The organism is Mycobacterium sp. NPDC049093, assembly GCF_040704635.1.
GTDB lineage: Bacteria > Actinomycetota > Actinomycetes > Mycobacteriales > Mycobacteriaceae > Mycobacterium.
The window spans coordinates 51,551-68,335 of record NZ_JBEZJS010000006.1 but is presented as its reverse complement, the minus strand read 5'-3'; the positions used below and the strand labels follow the sequence as shown (position 1 = coordinate 68,335).

16 protein-coding genes and 1 tRNA gene are annotated in these 16,785 nt (G+C 66.9%); 10 read left to right on the top strand and 7 right to left on the bottom strand.

The genetic code is table 11. The features are described 5' to 3' along the window. Window positions 1-12: 12 nt before the first annotated feature. On the bottom strand, window positions 13-648 hold the full coding sequence (locus tag AB0876_RS23520; protein ID WP_491840706.1) for a LysE family translocator: 636 nt from the start codon (window positions 646-648) through the stop codon (window positions 13-15). A gap of 53 nt (window positions 649-701) precedes the next feature. Continuing rightward, window positions 702-1,646 carry an MBL fold metallo-hydrolase gene (locus tag AB0876_RS23515; RefSeq protein WP_491840707.1) on the bottom strand — a complete coding sequence of 315 codons (945 nt, stop codon included), beginning with the start codon at window positions 1,644-1,646 and terminating at the stop codon, window positions 702-704. A 51-nt stretch (window positions 1,647-1,697) separates the two neighbouring features. Here AB0876_RS23515 and AB0876_RS23510 point away from each other — a divergent pair, with 51 nt between their 5' ends. Further along, window positions 1,698-2,081 (top strand): helix-turn-helix domain-containing protein, encoded by a 384-nt coding sequence (locus AB0876_RS23510; protein ID WP_526043079.1) that lies wholly within the window; start codon window positions 1,698-1,700, stop codon window positions 2,079-2,081. On the opposite strand, the gene AB0876_RS23505 is transcribed toward AB0876_RS23510, so the two are convergent. Next, window positions 2,078-3,289, bottom strand: a complete 1,212-nt coding sequence (locus AB0876_RS23505) for a PrsW family intramembrane metalloprotease (protein WP_491840709.1) — start codon at window positions 3,287-3,289, stop codon at window positions 2,078-2,080. The genes AB0876_RS23510 and AB0876_RS23505 overlap by 4 nt on opposite strands. Window positions 3,290-3,522: 233 nt before the next feature. Here AB0876_RS23505 and rpsA point away from each other — a divergent pair, with 233 nt between their 5' ends. The 3 genes from rpsA (at window position 3,523) to AB0876_RS23490 (ending at window position 7,047) form a co-directional block, all read left to right on the top strand. Then, window positions 3,523-4,968 carry a 30S ribosomal protein S1 gene (gene rpsA / locus AB0876_RS23500; protein WP_055114791.1) on the top strand — a complete coding sequence of 482 codons (1,446 nt, stop codon included), beginning with the start codon at window positions 3,523-3,525 and terminating at the stop codon, window positions 4,966-4,968. Between the two features lie 76 nt (window positions 4,969-5,044). Next, entirely contained in the window at window positions 5,045-6,208 is a 1,164-nt protein-coding gene (gene coaE / locus AB0876_RS23495) for a dephospho-CoA kinase (RefSeq protein WP_526043078.1), read from the top strand. 104 nt (window positions 6,209-6,312) lie between these two features. Further along, the gene (locus tag AB0876_RS23490; protein WP_491840711.1) at window positions 6,313-7,047 is read left to right on the top strand and encodes a FadR/GntR family transcriptional regulator; all 735 of its coding nucleotides are present in this window, start codon (window positions 6,313-6,315) and stop codon (window positions 7,045-7,047) included. A gap of 2 nt (window positions 7,048-7,049) precedes the next feature. Here AB0876_RS23490 and AB0876_RS23485 read toward each other — a convergent pair whose 3' ends face one another. Together AB0876_RS23485 and AB0876_RS23480 are read right to left on the bottom strand one after the other, a co-directional pair. After that, window positions 7,050-7,622, bottom strand: a complete 573-nt coding sequence (locus tag AB0876_RS23485; protein WP_526043077.1) for a hypothetical protein — start codon at window positions 7,620-7,622, stop codon at window positions 7,050-7,052. A gap of 11 nt (window positions 7,623-7,633) precedes the next feature. After that, the gene (locus tag AB0876_RS23480) at window positions 7,634-8,074 is read right to left on the bottom strand and encodes a ribonuclease FAU-1 family protein (protein WP_526043272.1); all 441 of its coding nucleotides are present in this window, start codon (window positions 8,072-8,074) and stop codon (window positions 7,634-7,636) included. A 133-nt stretch (window positions 8,075-8,207) separates the two neighbouring features. Here AB0876_RS23480 and uvrB point away from each other — a divergent pair, with 133 nt between their 5' ends. The 5 genes from uvrB (at window position 8,208) to AB0876_RS23455 (ending at window position 13,734) form a co-directional block, all read left to right on the top strand. Next, the gene (uvrB, locus tag AB0876_RS23475; protein WP_526043076.1) at window positions 8,208-10,379 is read left to right on the top strand and encodes an excinuclease ABC subunit UvrB; all 2,172 of its coding nucleotides are present in this window, start codon (window positions 8,208-8,210) and stop codon (window positions 10,377-10,379) included. A gap of 44 nt (window positions 10,380-10,423) precedes the next feature. Further along, window positions 10,424-11,827, top strand: coding sequence for an MFS transporter (locus AB0876_RS23470; RefSeq protein ID WP_526043075.1), 1,404 nt, complete (start codon window positions 10,424-10,426; stop codon window positions 11,825-11,827). A gap of 100 nt (window positions 11,828-11,927) precedes the next feature. Further along, window positions 11,928-12,692 carry a DUF899 domain-containing protein gene (locus AB0876_RS23465; RefSeq protein WP_526043074.1) on the top strand — a complete coding sequence of 255 codons (765 nt, stop codon included), beginning with the start codon at window positions 11,928-11,930 and terminating at the stop codon, window positions 12,690-12,692. A 65-nt stretch (window positions 12,693-12,757) separates the two neighbouring features. Then, window positions 12,758-12,828 (top strand) — tRNA-Cys (locus AB0876_RS23460). 60 nt (window positions 12,829-12,888) lie between these two features. Then, a complete protein-coding gene (locus tag AB0876_RS23455) occupies window positions 12,889-13,734 on the top strand; it encodes an acyl-CoA thioesterase (RefSeq protein WP_491840772.1) in 846 nt (281 codons plus the stop codon). A gap of 1 nt (window position 13,735) precedes the next feature. Here the strand turns inward: AB0876_RS23455 and AB0876_RS23450 are convergent, their stop codons facing one another. Beyond that, entirely contained in the window at window positions 13,736-15,274 is a 1,539-nt protein-coding gene (locus tag AB0876_RS23450; protein WP_526043073.1) for a glycosyltransferase family 39 protein, read from the bottom strand. A gap of 347 nt (window positions 15,275-15,621) precedes the next feature. Here AB0876_RS23450 and AB0876_RS23445 point away from each other — a divergent pair, with 347 nt between their 5' ends. Next, a complete protein-coding gene (locus AB0876_RS23445; protein WP_055114775.1) occupies window positions 15,622-16,065 on the top strand; it encodes a universal stress protein in 444 nt (147 codons plus the stop codon). A gap of 13 nt (window positions 16,066-16,078) precedes the next feature. Here the strand turns inward: AB0876_RS23445 and AB0876_RS23440 are convergent, their stop codons facing one another. Then, window positions 16,079-16,762 (bottom strand): MBL fold metallo-hydrolase, encoded by a 684-nt coding sequence (locus tag AB0876_RS23440; protein ID WP_064881002.1) that lies wholly within the window; start codon window positions 16,760-16,762, stop codon window positions 16,079-16,081. Window positions 16,763-16,785 lie beyond the last annotated feature (23 nt).

The following is a 16,785-nucleotide window of genomic DNA, read 5'->3' as shown; positions in this document are numbered from 1 at the left end:
GGAGCCGGCGCATTAGCGTGCGTCGGCGCCCAGCCCGATGCCCAGCGCCACCAGCGCGGCCCCCATCACGCGTTCGATCCGGCGCCGGATATGGGTGCGGTTCAGAACGTTGCGTGCGCGGTGGGCGGCCATCACGACGCCGACGCACCACGTGGTGTCCACCACGAGCTGGATGAGCGCGAGTACGAGCAACGTCGGCAGGACAGGTCCGCTGGTGGGCAGAAACTGAGGCAGCACCACGATGCCGAAGGCCGCCGCCTTCGGGTTGGCGGCGATGGACAGCAGTGCCGCGCGAAACGCGGCGGCCGGGGTCCGGCCGCGCGGCGGGAGTGCCAGGTCCATGTCGGCGGGGTGCTTGGCGCTGCGCCACGCGCTGACACCGAGCCAGACGAGGACGGCGGCTCCGACGATGTGCAGCGCCAGTGACAGCATGTGGTTGGCGGTCAGCAGCATCGACAGTCCGCCGCCGCCGGCCAGTGTCCAACCGCAGATGCCGATCTCGTTGCCCACGACCGCCGCCAGGCCCGCGGCACGGCCGTCCCGCACCGAGCGGTGCAGGAACAGCACCGTGGCCGGACCGGGCAACGCGGCGAGGATCACCGACGCGACCAGGAACGCCGGCAGGACGTCGAGAATGTGGGCGAGCATCCACGAAGTATGGCTGACCTGTGCAAATCAAGCCGTGCTGCCGGTGCGTCCGACTAGCTCTGCGGCAGCGATGTCGAGGCGGTGTGGTCGTGTGTCGGGACGATCCGGACCTGGTCTCTGACCGCGTGCAGCCGGTGCAGAGTGCGGAAGCTCGCGTCGCGATCCTCATCGGCGAATACGCCTGGGTAACTGGGCTTTTGCCGGATGTGTTCCACCCCGAGACTGTGCCATGCGGCGTCGCCGGCCAGCAGTACCCATCCGCCGGCCGTGTTGAGCAGGAGGCCGATGCTGCCGGGAGTGTGGCCGGCGAGGTCGACGAGTTGCACCGCGCCGTCGCCGAATAGATCGTGGCTTCGCTCGAACGTCAGGACGGGCGGGCCGTCGAGCGTGAATGTCGTGATCGTCCTGTGCTGCAGGGAATCCCGCACGCCGCCCGCCGGTGCGACCGGACCGCTGGTGGCCCAGTCGAGTTCTGCGTGGTGGACGTGCACGGGCATGGCGGGCAGGTCGAGAAGCCCGCAGATGTGGTCCCAATGCAGATGGGTCGGCAGCGCGAAGTCGACGTGATTCTCGCCGAGCTCCTCGGCCAGTGCCGCCGCGGTGGTGATCGCCTCGGCCGGCGGCCCGACAGCCGGACGCAGCACGGCAGGCAGCTGGCTGAGCACCCGGACGCCGACATCGGTGCACATGCCCGGATCCACCACGAAGCGGGCCTGCGGATGCTCGATGACGAACGCTGTCAGGGCGATGGGAATACGCCGTGGAGTGTGGGTTCCCTCGACGGTGCCTGCGGTGGGCACCCATTTGGGCATCTGGCGTAGTGCGCGGACTCTGACGGTCTGTGTGGCGGGCGGCAGGCCGGCGTCGGACAGCTGTTGCAGGAAGCTCCGGTCGGCGCGTCGCGGCCGGACGAGCCCGACCGGTGCCTGGGCGAATGCCGAGCAGCAGGCCCACAGGCTCGGTTGTCGAACCGGACTTTGGACGGCAGTGGTAGTCATGTGTGCGAAGCTAGAACTTCAGGTCGACCTGAAGTCAAGGGGAGAACCCACATGGGCGATATGTACGCGGTCGGGGCTGCCGCCGCGGCGGTCGGTGTCGAGTCGCACGTGCTGCGGCACTGGGAAGACGTCGGAGTCCTGGTCCCGCTGCGGAGCGCGTCAGGGCACCGGCGCTACGACGACGAGCTGCTCGCCAGGGCCCGGCTGGTGCGGCTCTGCCAACACGCCGGCCTGGCTTTGGCGGAGATCCGCGAATTGCGCGCCGCAGACCGGGATGACCGAATCGACATGATCACCGCCACGCTGCAGCGGATCAGAACTGACATTGCTCGGCTGGAGCGCGCAGAGCAGTTCCTCTCCCACGTCGTCGCGTGCGTGCATCCGATCGTTTCGGAGTGCCCCGACTGTGCAGAATTCGCACAATCGGCGCGTTAGCGGGCGGGCGCGCGGTATCCCGCCAACCACTGCAGGATCGGTGCGGCCGAGCGGGCGGCCGCCACCGAATACACCTCTTCCTGCTGCAGCGCGTACACCTGGGCATCGCCGAAACCGCGGTCGATGCGGTCGCGGACGAAGGCCAGTTCGACGACGGCGGCCGCGAACGCAGCGACAGCCTTGCCCGCGGGGCGCCCGGCGGCCAGCGTCGCCTGCTGCACGGCGCCGTGGCGGGTCTTCAACGATCCGAGCCAGGTGGCCTCGTTGGGGGTGATGAGCCCGGCGGCGACCATGCCGGGCAGCTTGGCTGCCACCACGCGCTGTTCGCGGCGACGGCTGGTGACGGCGACCACGATCATGATGATGAAGATCGGCACCATCCACACGATGTAGACGATGAAGTAGGTTCCGGCGCCGAGCAGTGACGAGCCATTCCACAGCCCGTGCATGAGCACCGCGCCGAGGTAGCCGGCCAGGATGCACAGCGCTTTGGCGACGCCGCTGCGCCGCTGCAGTGCGAAGTACACCCCGATCGCGGTCATTGTGGTGAACAGCGAGTGGGCGAACGGCGCCATGATCAGTCGCAGCGCCGCGGTGAGCAGGGATCCCCCCAACGAATCCGCGCTGGAGATGTACATGATGTCTTCCAGCCAGGCGAACCCGAGACCGACCAGGCCGGCGTAGACCAGGCAGTCGGTCAGCGAATTGAGCTCATTGCGGCGCTTGCCGGTCATCATGACCAGCAGGAACAGGCCCTTGGCGGCCTCTTCGATGAACGGCGCCCGGATCGCCACGGAGGCGAAACTGTGGGACGAGTCGACCCCGGGAGTCGCCAGCAGCGCATCGGCGAACAGTCCGAGTATCAGGGAGAGCACGACGGCGACCGCGGCACCCCAGCCGAACGCCAGCAGCAACAACCGGGGCGGCTCCGGCTCCCATCGGTCCAGCCACAGGTAGGCGAACACCGCCCCGGTCATCACGATGCTGGACAGCGTGAACCCGATGATCGCGCCGGCCGGGTTGAGTGCGGTGAACAGCAGCACCAGCGCACCGATGACGACACCACAGGCGATGATCGCGGCCAGCGGGGCCCCGACCTTGCGTACCGGTCTCGGCATTGGTGCGGTGATCGGGAACCACGGCCGATGAGGGGGGCCGGGGGTCGGGGAGTACGCCACGTGCGAAGCGTAGCGGTGGGTAGCTGCCATCCCTGGCACAAATTGGGCTGCCATCCCCGGCGCTGTTTCGCGGACGCTCCGGCGGGCCGTCGGAACGACCCTCAGGGGAGCCGGTTTGTCCTGCGTGTGCCTGGTCGAGTACCCTCGTTACGTATCTGTGCGTACAGCTGGACAACTTCTAGTCGCCGTCACGGATCCGCACGAACGCAATACATGCAACACAATTGTCCCTACTAGTAAACCTGTCCGGAGCAACCCACCACATGCCCTCTCCCTCCGTCACCTCGCCGCAAGTAGCCGTCAACGACATCGGCTCGGCTGAGGACTTTCTCGCCGCCATCGACAAAACCATCAAATACTTCAACGATGGCGACATCGTCGAGGGAACCATCGTCAAGGTTGACCGTGACGAGGTCCTGCTCGACATCGGTTACAAGACCGAAGGTGTCATTCCTTCCCGCGAACTCTCCATCAAGCACGATGTCGACCCCAACGAGGTCGTTTCCGTGGGCGATGAGGTCGAGGCCCTCGTTCTCACCAAGGAGGACAAGGAAGGCCGCCTGATCCTGTCCAAGAAGCGCGCTCAGTACGAGCGTGCCTGGGGCACCATCGAGGAGCTCAAGGAGAAGGACGAGGCCGTCAAGGGCACCGTCATCGAGGTCGTCAAGGGCGGCCTGATCCTCGACATCGGTCTGCGTGGCTTCCTGCCCGCATCGCTCGTCGAGATGCGTCGTGTCCGCGATCTGCAGCCGTACATCGGCAAGGAGATCGAGGCCAAGATCATCGAGCTGGACAAGAACCGCAACAACGTGGTGCTGAGCCGCCGCGCCTGGCTGGAGCAGACCCAGTCCGAGGTGCGCAGCGAGTTCCTCAACCAGCTGCAGAAGGGCGCCATCCGCAAGGGTGTCGTCTCCTCGATCGTCAACTTCGGCGCCTTCGTCGATCTCGGCGGCGTCGACGGCCTGGTGCACGTCTCCGAGCTGTCCTGGAAGCACATCGATCACCCGTCCGAGGTGGTTCAGGTGGGCGACGAGGTCACCGTCGAGGTGCTCGACGTCGACATGGACCGCGAGCGGGTTTCGCTGTCGCTCAAGGCGACTCAGGAAGACCCGTGGCGCCACTTCGCCCGCACCCACGCGATCGGTCAGATCGTGCCGGGCAAGGTCACCAAGCTGGTGCCGTTCGGTGCGTTCGTCCGCGTCGAAGAGGGCATCGAGGGTCTGGTGCACATCTCGGAGCTGTCCGAGCGCCACGTCGAGGTCCCGGACCAGGTGGTCCAGGTCGGCGACGACGCGATGGTCAAGGTCATCGACATCGACCTGGAGCGTCGCCGGATCTCGCTGAGCCTCAAGCAGGCCAACGAGGACTACACCGAGGAGTTCGACCCGTCGAAGTACGGCATGGCCGACAGCTACGACGAGCAGGGCAACTACATCTTCCCCGAGGGCTTCGACGCCGAGACCAACGAATGGCTCGAAGGCTTCGACAAGCAGCGTGAGGAGTGGGAGGCCCGCTACGCCGAGGCCGAGCGTCGCCACAAGATGCACACCACGCAGATGGAGAAGTTCGCCGCGGCCGAGGCCGAGGAAGCTGCCCGTCCGACCTCGTCGTCGTCCAACGGCGCTGGTCGCGAGGAGTCCACCGGTGGCACGCTGGCCAGCGACGCACAGCTGGCCGCTCTGCGCGAGAAGCTCGCAGGCAACGCCTAGACAAGTACGACAACGAACGCCCCGGCCCTTTGGGTCGGGGCGTTCGTCGTTGTGGGGGCCTGACACACTGTGGGGCGTGCTTCGTATCGGGTTAACCGGCGGTATCGGCGCCGGGAAGTCAACAGTGTCGGCCACATTCAGCGATCTCGGCGGCATCATCGTCGACGGTGACGTCATCGCCCGTGAGGTGGTCGAGCCCGGAACCGAGGGCCTGGCCAAGTTGGTCGAGGCGTTCGGCGACGGAATTCTGCTGCCCGAGGGGGCGTTGAACCGTCCTGCGCTGGCGGCGGTCGCTTTCAGCGACGACGAGAAGCGCGCCACCCTCAACGGCATCGTGCATCCGCTGGTGGCGCACCGTCGTTCAGAGCTCATCGCCGCAGCCCACGAAGACGCCGTGATCGTCGAGGACATCCCGCTGTTGGTGGAATCGCAGATGGCGCCGATGTTCCCGTTGGTGATCATCGTCAACGCCGACGCGGAACTGCGCGTCAAGCGGCTCATCGAATACCGCGGATTCACCGAGGAGGACGCCCGCGCCCGGATCGCCGCTCAGGCCACCGAGGAACAGCGCCGTGCGGTCGCCGATGTGTGGCTGGACAACTCGGGCAGCCCGGGCGCCGTCGTCGAGCAGGCTCGCGCCCTCTGGCACGAGCGGATCCTGCCCTTCGCGCACAACCTGCAGATCCGTCGGCCTGCCCGTCGCGACCCTGCCGTGGTGCCCTATGGCCCGACGTGGCCGGATCAGGCTCGCCGGATCCTGGCCCGGCTCAACACGGCCTGCGGCCACCGCGCGGTGCGCATCGACCACATCGGTTCGACCGCCGTGCCGGGGATGGACGCCAAGGATGTCATCGATGTGCAGGTGACGGTCGGCTCGCTGGAGATCGCCGACGAACTCGCCGAGGCACTGTTGACCGCCGGCTATCCCGTGGTGCCGGACATCACCACCGACACACCGCACGATGGCGATCCGGCGTTGTGGCAGAAGCGTTTCCATGCCTCGGCGGATCCGGGCCGGCCGACCAACGTGCACATCCGGGTAGACGGCAGGCCCAATCAGCGGTTCGCCCTGATGTTCGTCGACTGGCTGCGGGCCAACCCCGGCGTGCAGGCCGACTATCTGGCGGTCAAGCGTGCCGCGCTCGCGACGGCCGATTACGCCGTGGCCAAAGAGCCGTGGTTCCTGGATGCCTACCGACGCGCCTGGAAATGGGCAGATACGACGGGCTGGCGGCCCTAGGCCGCTGGGCGGCACCAGGTTTCGCACGTCGCTATCCAGGTCGGCTGCGTGGGCCGCTGTTCTGCTGTGCGGTAGCGTTCGAAGCGTCCAAAGGGGGGACGAACGTGCCAACATTGAAACCGGCCTTGGTTCCGGTCCGCCAGATTGCCGCACACGAGCTGGTCGTCGACCAGATGCGGCGGGCGCTGGAACGCGGTCAGTTCCGGCCCGGGGATCGGCTGCCCACCGAGCGCGAACTCTCGGACGTGCTCGACGTCTCTCGCACCACCGTGCGCGCTGCCGTGGCCGTCCTCGAGAAGGAGGGCCTGATCACCGTGCGGCGTGGCCGTGGTGGCGGGTTCACCGTCCAGGCGCCGCACTACGACGCGGCCGTGATGCGCCGGGAGATGCGCCGTAACAAGCGTGCGATCCGCGATGCCTTCGACTACCGCGTGATCGTCGAGACCGGCGCCACCCGGATGGCCGCCGAGCGGCGCCGCGCCACGGACGTGACCGAGCTGCGCAGGCTGCTCAAAGACATGGATTCCGCGCTCCAGACGGGGATGAACGACCAGTCTGCCCAGCACACCGCGGATTTTCAGACCCTGGACTCGGCGTTTCATCTCGGTATCGCCCAGGCTTCGCAGAATGATCGGCTGGCCGAGGCGGTCGCGGACGCCCGCCGGAGGATGTGGCTACCGGTCGGTGCGATCTTCGGACGCCTGGAGCCCAACGCGAACGACTACCACGAGTCGATCCTCGAAGCTATCGCGAACCGTGATCCGGAACTGGCCGCCACCCAGATGGAAGCCCATATCAACGACACCCGGCACACGGTCGAGTCCTGGCTGAAGCGCTGAGGCTACGCCGCCGGCGGCTCAGCTTCTGCCGGCGGCGGGACTGCGGGGTCGGCCTGCGGGAGTGCGGCATCGGTGTTCGGCGGCACGGTGTCGGCGATGGTGCCCGGTACCGGCGCGCTCAACGGGGCGCCGCAGGGCAGGCTGCCGTAGCTCGGATCGTCCTTGGGCCGGGTCAGACGCGGGCCGACGAAGGTGTCGGCCTGCGCGATGAGCTGGTCGTCCACCAGGATCTCGCAGTGCAGGTTCGCCGAGTACGGCCAGTCGATGCGGACCGCCATCCCGGCCGTCTCCGGATCGGACACCACACCGGTGGCTTCGAAGATCCGGCCCGGCAGCATGGACGGGTCGGCGGTGTTGATGTTGTCGTCGTCGATCTTGTAGGCGATGGTCGCGTTGCGCGAGACGCCGTCGATCCTGGCGCGGTAAGTGACGTTGTGTAGCTGCTGGTCGGGCAGCGGTTCCACCTGGGGCGGGGCCTCCGGGTCGGCCTGTGCCGCGGCGGGGATCAACAGTGCGCCGGTGAGCAGTCCTGCCAGCGCGGGGAGGGCTCCCCAGACGTACTTAGCTGAGCTCATGAATCCTGACCTTACGCTCCCCGCCACGTCAGGGCCATTCCGTTGCCGGACAGCCACCGATCCAGGTCATAGCCGCAGCTCGCCAGGCCCTCGATCGCGGTCGCCGCGGTTTGCACCGCCTGTTCTCCCACCTCCGGACTCAGCAATCCATGGCGGACGGCGGTGAGCAGCTCGTCGACGTCGCACAGCTCGACGCCGCGCCCGGTGCGGATCACCAGGTCCAGGTAGTGGTCCTCGGAGTCCCACACCGACGGACCCGCGGTGTAGCTACCGATGTCGAGGTAGAAGTCCTGGTCACGCTCGTGGCCGGGGCTGAAATGGAACACGCTGGCCCGCAGCCCGAGCGAGGGCAGCAACCACGATTCCAGGTAGTGGAACTGGGCTCGGCCGGGCGTCGGCCGGGCCATGTAGAGGCCCCAGGGCTCGACCGTGTAGACGTCGACGGCCCGCACGATGCCCTTGGGGTCGGTGTTCGTGCGGGCCACCAGGTCGAATGTCTCGTGCTTGGGCGGGTGGATGAGCCAAGCCTACGCGGGGAGCGAACGCAGGCGGAAGTTGTCGGTGCACAGTTCTACGCTGGTGAGCATGGCCTTTGCGACCGAACATCCTGTGCTCGCGCATTCGGAGTACCGACCGGCGGCCGATGCCGTGGCTGGTCTCGTCCGCACCGGTGCCCGGTTCGAGGTGGTCAGTGAGTACGACCCGGCCGGTGACCAGCCGGCGGCGATCGACGAACTCGAGCGCCGGATCAAGGCCGGCGAACATGATGTCGTGCTGCTCGGCGCCACCGGTACCGGAAAGTCGGCCACCACGGCCTGGCTGATCGAGCGGTTGCAGCGGCCCACCCTGGTGATGGCGCCGAACAAGACGCTGGCCGCCCAGCTCGCCAATGAATTGCGGGAGATGTTGCCGCACAACGCTGTTGAGTACTTCGTCTCGTACTACGACTATTACCAACCCGAGGCGTACATCGCCCAGACCGATACGTACATCGAGAAGGACAGCTCGATCAACGACGATGTCGAGCGGTTGCGCCACTCGGCGACGTCGAGCCTACTGTCGCGGCGCGACGTGGTCGTGGTGGCTTCGGTGTCGTGCATCTACGGCCTGGGCACGCCGCAGTCCTACCTCGACCGCTCGGTCGAGCTGGAGGTCGGTCAGGAGGTGCCACGCGACGGGCTGCTGCGGTTGCTGGTCGACGTCCAGTACAACCGCAACGACGTGGCGTTCACCCGGGGCACGTTCCGGGTGCGCGGTGACACGGTGGAGATCATCCCCTCCTACGAGGAGCTCGCCGTGCGGATCGAGTTCTTCGGCGACGAGATCGAGGCGCTGTACTACCTGCATCCGCTGACCGGGGACATCGTCCGCCAGGTTGATTCGTTGCGGATCTTCCCGGCCACGCACTATGTGGCCGGGCCGGAGCGGATGGAGCATGCGATCTCCACCATCGAGGCCGAGCTCGAGGCGCGGCTGGCCGAGTTGGAGGGGCAGGGCAAGCTGCTGGAGGCCCAGCGGCTGCGGATGCGCACCAATTACGACGTCGAGATGATGAAGCAGGTCGGGTTCTGCTCGGGCATCGAGAACTATTCGCGCCACATCGACGGCCGGCCGGCCGGCTCGGCGCCCGCGACACTGCTGGACTATTTCCCCGAGGACTTCCTGCTCGTCATCGACGAGTCTCATGTCACCGTGCCCCAGATCGGTGGCATGTACGAGGGCGACATGTCGCGCAAGCGCAACCTGGTCGATTTCGGCTTCCGGCTGCCCTCGGCCGTCGACAACCGGCCCCTGACCTGGGAAGAATTCGCCGACCGGATCGGGCAGACGGTGTACCTGTCGGCCACGCCGGGTGCTTACGAGATCAGCCAGGCCGGCGGTGAGTTCGTCGAACAGGTGATCCGCCCGACGGGTCTGGTCGACCCTCAGGTGGTGGTGAAGCCGACGAAAGGCCAGATCGACGACTTGATCGGCGAGATCCGTGCCCGCACCGAGCGCGACGAGCGCGTGCTGGTCACCACGCTGACGAAGAAGATGGCCGAGGACCTCACCGACTATCTGCTGGAGCTCGGCATCAAGGTCCGGTATCTGCACTCGGAGGTCGACACCCTGCGGCGGGTCGAGTTGTTGCGGCAGCTGCGCCTCGGCGAGTACGACGTACTGGTCGGCATCAACCTGCTGCGTGAGGGTCTGGACCTTCCCGAGGTGTCGCTGGTGGCGATCCTCGACGCCGACAAGGAGGGGTTCCTGCGCTCCACGCGCAGCCTGATCCAGACCATCGGCCGCGCGGCGCGCAACGTGTCGGGCGAAGTGCACATGTACGCCGACAAGATCACCGACTCGATGCGTGAGGCGATCGATGAGACCGAACGCCGCCGCGCCAAGCAGGTCGCCTACAACGAGGCCAACGGGATCGACCCGCAGCCGCTGCGCAAGAAGATCGCCGACATTCTCGACCAGGTGTACCGCGAGGCGGACGACACCGAGTCCGTCGAGGTCGGCGGTTCGGGGCGCAACGCCTCGCGTGGCCGGCGCGCTCAGGGTGAACCCGGGCGGTCGGTCAGTGCCGGCATCGTGGAGGGGCGCGATACCACGAACATGCCACGGGCCGAATTGGCCGATCTGATCAAGGATCTGACCGAGCAGATGATGACGGCCGCTCGCGATCTGCAGTTCGAACTGGCGGCGCGCATCCGCGACGAGATCCAGGACCTGAAGAAGGAGCTGCGAGGGATGGACGCCGCCGGCCTGAAGTAACCAGAGTTGACCTCAACGGCGGTTCAGCTTCTAGCGTCATCGGTGTGACCGATACCGTGACGCCCGATACCGGGACCTGGCGCCAGTTGTTGGGTGCCCGCTATCTGGGCGCGTCCACCGTGTTGGCCGGCGGCGTGCTGCTGTACGCGACCAACGAGTTCCTGACGATCAGCCTGCTGCCCAGTGCGGTGGGCGACATCGGCGGGCAGCGGTTCTACGCCTGGGTGACGACGGTGTACCTGGTCGCGTCGGTGGTCGCGGCCACCACGGTCCACTCGCTGCTGATGCGGTTGGGCCCCCGACACGCATACCTGTTGGGGCTCACAGTGTTCGGTGCCGGAAGCCTGGGCTGTGCCCTGGCCCCCAGCATGGAGATCCTGCTTCTCGGTCGCACCGTGCAAGGCTTCGCCGGTGGACTGCTGGCCGGCCTGGGTTACGCGGTGATCAACACGGCGCTGCCGAATACGTTGTGGACCAAGGCATCCGCGTTGGTGTCGGCGATGTGGGGCGTCGGCACACTGATCGGTCCGGCGGCGGGCGGACTGTTCGCGCAGTTCGGGCACTGGCGGTGGGCGTTCGGTGTGCTGGTGATCCTGACGGTCGCGATGGCCGTCCTGGTGCCGGTCGCCCTGCCCGCCCGGGGGACGGCATCGGCTCCGGCGCCCGGTATCCCGGTGTGGTCGCTGGCCCTGTTGGGTGCCGCGGCGATGTCGGTCAGCATGGCGGGTATCCCGCACGACTGGAGGGGGACCGCAGCACTGCTCGGTGTCGGGCTAGCGCTGGTGGCCGGGTTCCTGTTCGTCGACCGCCGCGGCCGGGCATCGGTGTTGCCGCCCAGCACATTCCGGCCCGGTCCGCTCAAGTGGATCTACCTGAGCCTCGGGGTGCTGATGGCCGCCACCATGGTGGACATGTATGTGCCGCTGTTCGGTCAACGTCTGGGGCACCTGACTCCGGTGATGGCGGGATTCTTCGGCGCAGTGCTGTCGGTCGGCTGGACCACGGGGGAGATCGTCAGCGCGTCGCTGCAGAACCGGCGCGCGATCGGGCGGACGGTAGCGGTCGCGCCCCTGGTGATGGCGGCCGGTCTGGCCTTCGGTGCGCTGTTGATCCGGGACGGCATGACGCCGTGGTTGGTCGGGGCGTGGGCGGTGGCGTTGGTGGTCACCGGTGCCGGGATCGGTATCGCCTGGCCTCACCTGTCCGCCTGGGCCATGGGCAGCGTCGACGACCCCGCCGAGGGGCCGGCCGCGGCGGCGGCGATCAACACCGTGCAACTGATCTGCGGGGCGTTCGGCGCGGGTCTGGCTGGAGTCGTCGTCAACCTCAGCGCTACCGCGGACGCGGCCGCAGCGCGCTGGCTGTTCGCCGCATTTGCGGTGCTCGCCACCGTCGGTGCCCTCGCCTCGTTCCGTTCTGCACGGCGAGCGTGCGTGTCTGCTCCCTGACACGCCGCGAAACGTCGACACTTTGCGCGCCCTCGTGCGCGATGAGTTTCGGCGGCGCCGCGAGTCTCACTCGTATAGGACCAACACGAGGAGTGATTCGATGCCGCTGACACTCAATGCCTATCCAGATGCCGTCACCAGGGACGAGTGGCTCGAGGCGCGCAAGAAGCTGCTGGCCCGCGAACGTGAGTCGACGCACCTGCGCGACGCGGTCAACGCCGAACGCCGTCGGCTGCCCATGGTGAAGGTGGAGAAGGACTACACGTTCGAGGGCCCCGACGGGGAAGTGACGCTCCTTGGCATGTTCGAGGGCCGCAGCCAGCTCTACATCCACCACTTCATGTGGATCGACGCGATCGACGCCGGATGTCCCAGTTGCACGGCCGCTGCCGACCTCACCTTCACCGAAGAGGATCGAGAGCTGTTGCACTGCAAGGACGTCACCTTCGCCTGTGTGTCCCGCGCGCCGTACGCCAGCATCGCGGCCTACCGCGACAGCCACGGCTGGACGTTCCCCTGGTACTCGTCGCGCGACGGTGACTTCACGTACGACTACCACGTGACGCTCGACCCGGCCCGTGCCCCAATCGAATACAACTACAAGTCCGCCGACGAGTTGCGCGCCGACGGTTTCAGTGACGACGACCTGCGCGGTGATTGGCCCGGGGCCAGTGTCTTCCTGCGCCGCGGCGACGAGGTGTTCCATACCTACTCGGCGTTCGCCCGCGGCCTCGACCACAGCGCCGTGGGATACCCCTTCCTCGACCTCACCCCGTACGGACGGCAGGAAGCGTGGGAGGACTCGCCGGCCGGGTGGCCGCAAGGCGGACCAGCGGTCGGCAGGCCGGTGGGGGACTCCGACTAATTAGTGATCATTGAGATCGAAACTATGGGCCCGCGTTGAAGCGGCTGGCACAGTAGCCAGTCGATGCGGGTGTGTCTGAGTGGCTAGGAACCGGCCTGCAAAGCCGTTTACACGGGTTCGAATCCCGTCACTCGCTCGGATGAGAGCCCCCGCCCGCTAACGGGCGGGGGCTGCATCGAATAATGCTGCCGTGCCCATGTTGCCCCTTGCCGACGTCCTGTCCACGCTCGACCTCGTGGAGTCGGGTGATGGGATCTTCGTCGCCGAACAGCGGGACAACCCGAGCCATCACATCGTGGGTGGCCACATCTCCGCCCAGGCGCTGATGGCAGCCAGTCGGACCGTTCCCGGCCGATTGCCGCACAGCCTGCACGTCTACCTGCTGCGGGCCGGTGATGCCCGGTATCCGGTGCAGATGGAGGTGAGCACCCTGCGTGACGGCGGATCGCTGTCCACCCGCCGCGTCATCGGCCGCCAAGATGGCGAGGTGTTGCTGGAAGCTCTGGTCTCGTTCAGCGTCGACATGGATGCCGCCGACTACCAGCAACCCCGGCCCGAAGTACCCGATCCCGAGACCCTGCCCCCGGTGGAGGAGCAGTTGCAGGCGTTCGCCGATGAGGCCGGCGGGTACTGGGTGCGCCCGCAGTGGATCGAGCGGCGCTACATCGACCCGCCGCCGCGGCTGGCGATCGATCTGCCGGAACCTCCGGAGCGCACCCGGATGTGGTGGCGCCCGGCCGAACCCGTGACCGACGATCCGATCGTGAACAGCTGTCTGCTGACGTACTTTTCGGGCACGGCGGTGCTCGATACGACGGTGACGATGCGGCGCGCCACCCAGGTCAGTGTCTTCTCTGCGTTGATCGACCTGGCGATCTGGTTCCATCGCCCGGCCGATCTGACGGATTGGGTGTTGTCCGACCAGGTTTCGCCCAGCGGAATCAACGGCCGGGGCCTGGCCAGTGCCACTCTGTACAACCGCGCCGGGAACCTGGTGTGCTCGACGGCGCAGGAGATGTACTTCGGCCGTCGTCGCGACTGACTCACCGGGTGGACTTGACCACCTGGGCGAAGTTGAACTGCCAGCGTTCGACGATGTGGAAACCCATGCTTTCGGGCACCTGATAGGCCGGGGCCCGGTCCAGTCGGGGCCCGGGCTTCAAGGCGGCTCCGCTCTGTCGGCTCGGTACCGACGGGTCGCGTTCGGACACCGTCCACAAGACGGTGCAACGGCGCACCTCGTCGGCGACGCCCCAGATCCCGAGATGCGCATCCCACAACCGATTTCGTTTCCAGGCCGGGGCGCCGCGGCCGGGGTCGACAAGGTCGGCGTACGCGGCTGGCCGGGCGGCGGTTAGCGGGCGGATCGGGCCCGGCTTCCATGAGGTGGTGTTGTCGAAGATGAGGCAGTCGCCGGGGGAGGAGTGTGCCGAGATGACGTCGGCGACCTGGCTGAAGTCCATGCCCTCCTTGGCGTACGGGCCGCGCTGCACCATCAGATAGTTGGGTGTTGCCGCGACGGCGAACACCGCCAGTACGGCCGTGATCCACTCCCTGCTCCGAGCCACGGCTACCACGCACACGGCGAGCAGCAGCGCCATCGCCGGCGTGGTGAAACTGAGGTAGCGAGGGTAGTAAAGCGGTTGGGCAACAGCCGAATACACCAGTAACACCGTTGTCGGGGCGACAACCCACACCGTCGCCACGAGCACCAGCCGTCGGGTGCCGTCATCGGTGGGCCGCAGCCTCCTGACCACCAGCGGTGTGCCCAGCACGGCGGCTGCCAGTACCGCGAACGCCACACTGTGGTCGAAATATTGCCTGACCAGGACTTCGACGACGGTATGCAGACCCAAATGTGAGATCCACCCGACCTGGAAGCTCTGCGAGCGACACCACAGGACGAACGGAACCAGGACGAGGATGGCTGCGGTTGTCACCGAGGCCCACCTGATGCGGGTGCGACTTCGGCTACAGAGGATCGCGACGGCCACACCGTGTGGAATCACCATCAGTACCACGAAGATGTTCAGCACGGCCGAAACCACCAGCAGCGCACCGTATGACAGCCACAGCGCACGGCGGTCACGCCGGATGGCGCAGATGAGCAGAACGGTCAGCCACACCGCGGCCAGCGTCGACCACGAGTAGGAGCGGGCCTCGATACCTGCCCACGTGATCCTGGGCAGCATCGCGAAAAGAATTCCCGCACAGACCGATAGCGTGCGGGAGCCGAACTGTCGGCCGAGCACCACGACCCCGCCGGCGGCGCCGCCGATGGCCAGGCAGCTGGAGAACCTGGACCAGAACTCCGTCGCCGGAAAGATGCTGAACCAGCCGTGCATGCCGAGGTAATACAGCCCGTGCACCGCGTCGATGTGGCCGAGCAGGTCCCACAGCTGCGGCACCGATCGGGTAGCAGCCGAGATGGTGGCCGCCTCGTCGAACCACAGCGAAGGACGGGCGGCTCCCGCCGCGCACAGCACGACGGCAAATACCGCCACCGCCAGGGCGTCGAATCGGGTGTCTCGACCGACGCGCCGGTCCGCGCCGTCGGCGCGCTCATTCAGCGATAGATCCACGTCAGCGACGGTGTCACCCCCTCAAGTGATGGCAAACAATAACCTGAGGGGAGCCGACTCGCTTTATCCGACAGTGCTGTTGCCAGGCGGTCCCGACAGATGAGCTGGATCACTCCCGCGGTGAATCGTCCTGGCGACAACCTGGATTCGGCCGACGTCGACTACGTCACGGTCGGCACCGAATTTGCGCCTCTGCGAGTTAATATCAGGGCCGGTTCGCCGGACCGGGATGCCAATAGTGGGTCCAGTTGTCGGCTGTCCGTGCGGGTGTCGTGATTTGCGCCCCTGGTCAGCGGCGACGGGTTACTGTCTCGGGTGGCGTTGCAACTGACAGTGGGAGGGTATTGATGAGCGCGTATCGAACCGTGGTGGTCGGCACGGACGGATCTGATTCGTCGTTGCGTGCAGTCGACCGCGCCGGTCAGATTGCCGCAGGCTCGAATGCCAAACTGATCGTGGCAACCGCGTACTTCCCCCAGAGCGAAGATCAGCGTGCCGCCGATGTGCTCAAGGAAGAGGGATACAAGATGGCGGGTAACGCCCCCATCTACGCCATCCTCCGCGAGGCGACCGACCGCGCGAAGGCCGCCGGCGCCACGGAAATCGAGGAGCGGCCGGTTGTGGGCGCTCCGGTCGATGCGCTCGTCGAGCTGGCCGAGGACGTCCAGGCGGATCTGCTGGTGGTCGGTAACGTCGGCCTGAGCACGATTGCCGGCCGTCTGCTGGGTTCGGTGCCCGCGAACGTGGCACGCCGGTCCAAGACCGACGTGCTCATCGTCCACACCAGCTGAGCCGCTGCCTGACTTACCAACCGCGCTCGCGCCACTCCCCGAGATGGGGACGTTCGGCGCCGAGCGTGGTGTCGTCTCCATGGCCGGGGTACACGACTGTGCGGTCGTCGTAGACGTCGAACACCTTGGTGCTCACATCGCCCAGTAACCGCTCGAAGTCACCGGGCTGCCAGGTCTTGCCGACCCCGCCGGGAAACAGGCAGTCGCCGGTGAACAGGTGGGTCACGCCGTCGGGTGATTTCAGGGCCAGGGCGACCGAGCCCTCGGTGTGACCCTGGAGATGGATCACGTCGAACGTCAGGTCGCCGATCGTGATCGTGTCGCCGTCGGCCAGGATCCGGTCGGGCGTCACGGGCAGTGGTTCGGCGTCCAGGGAGTGGGCGGCCGTCGGCGCCCCGGTGACCTCTGCCACAGCTTCCAGCGCCTGCCAGTGGTCGAAGTGCTGATGGCTGGTGACGATCAGCGACAGCTTCGGCGTCTGCTGCTTGATCACGTCCAGCAACACCTCGGCGTCGTTGGCGGCGTCGATGAGCAGCGTTTCTCCGGTGGAATTGCAGGTCACCAGGTAGGCGTTGTTGTCCATGGGGCCCACCGACACCTTGATGATCGAGGCGTTCGGCAGGGTGCGCCTGGCCGCGGTCTGCGGCTCCTGGTGGCCGGTGTAGGTGTCGTCAACCGCGATGTGGGGGCTGGTCATAGCGCCACCGTATCCGGCTTGTC

Excerpts from the sequence above, each read along its gene's own strand:
- AB0876_RS23520 (WP_491840706.1), bottom strand. The coding sequence starts at position 648 with ATGCTCGCCCACATTCTCGACGTCCTGCCGGCGTTCCTGGTCGCGTCG.
- AB0876_RS23510 (WP_526043079.1), top strand. The coding sequence starts at position 1,698 with ATGGGCGATATGTACGCGGTCGGGGCTGCCGCCGCGGCGGTCGGTGTC.
- AB0876_RS23455 (WP_491840772.1), top strand. The coding sequence starts at position 12,889 with ATGTTGCCCCTTGCCGACGTCCTGTCCACGCTCGACCTCGTGGAGTCG.
- AB0876_RS23505 (WP_491840709.1), bottom strand. The coding sequence starts at position 3,289 with ATGGCAGCTACCCACCGCTACGCTTCGCACGTGGCGTACTCCCCGACC.
- AB0876_RS23440 (WP_064881002.1), bottom strand. The coding sequence starts at position 16,762 with ATGACCAGCCCCCACATCGCGGTTGACGACACCTACACCGGCCACCAG.
- AB0876_RS23515 (WP_491840707.1), bottom strand. The coding sequence starts at position 1,646 with ATGACTACCACTGCCGTCCAAAGTCCGGTTCGACAACCGAGCCTGTGG.
- AB0876_RS23485 (WP_526043077.1), bottom strand. The coding sequence starts at position 7,622 with ATGAGCTCAGCTAAGTACGTCTGGGGAGCCCTCCCCGCGCTGGCAGGA.
- AB0876_RS23445 (WP_055114775.1), top strand. The coding sequence starts at position 15,622 with ATGAGCGCGTATCGAACCGTGGTGGTCGGCACGGACGGATCTGATTCG.
- rpsA (WP_055114791.1), top strand. The coding sequence starts at position 3,523 with ATGCCCTCTCCCTCCGTCACCTCGCCGCAAGTAGCCGTCAACGACATC.
- AB0876_RS23465 (WP_526043074.1), top strand. The coding sequence starts at position 11,928 with ATGCCGCTGACACTCAATGCCTATCCAGATGCCGTCACCAGGGACGAG.
- uvrB (WP_526043076.1), top strand. The coding sequence starts at position 8,208 with ATGGCCTTTGCGACCGAACATCCTGTGCTCGCGCATTCGGAGTACCGA.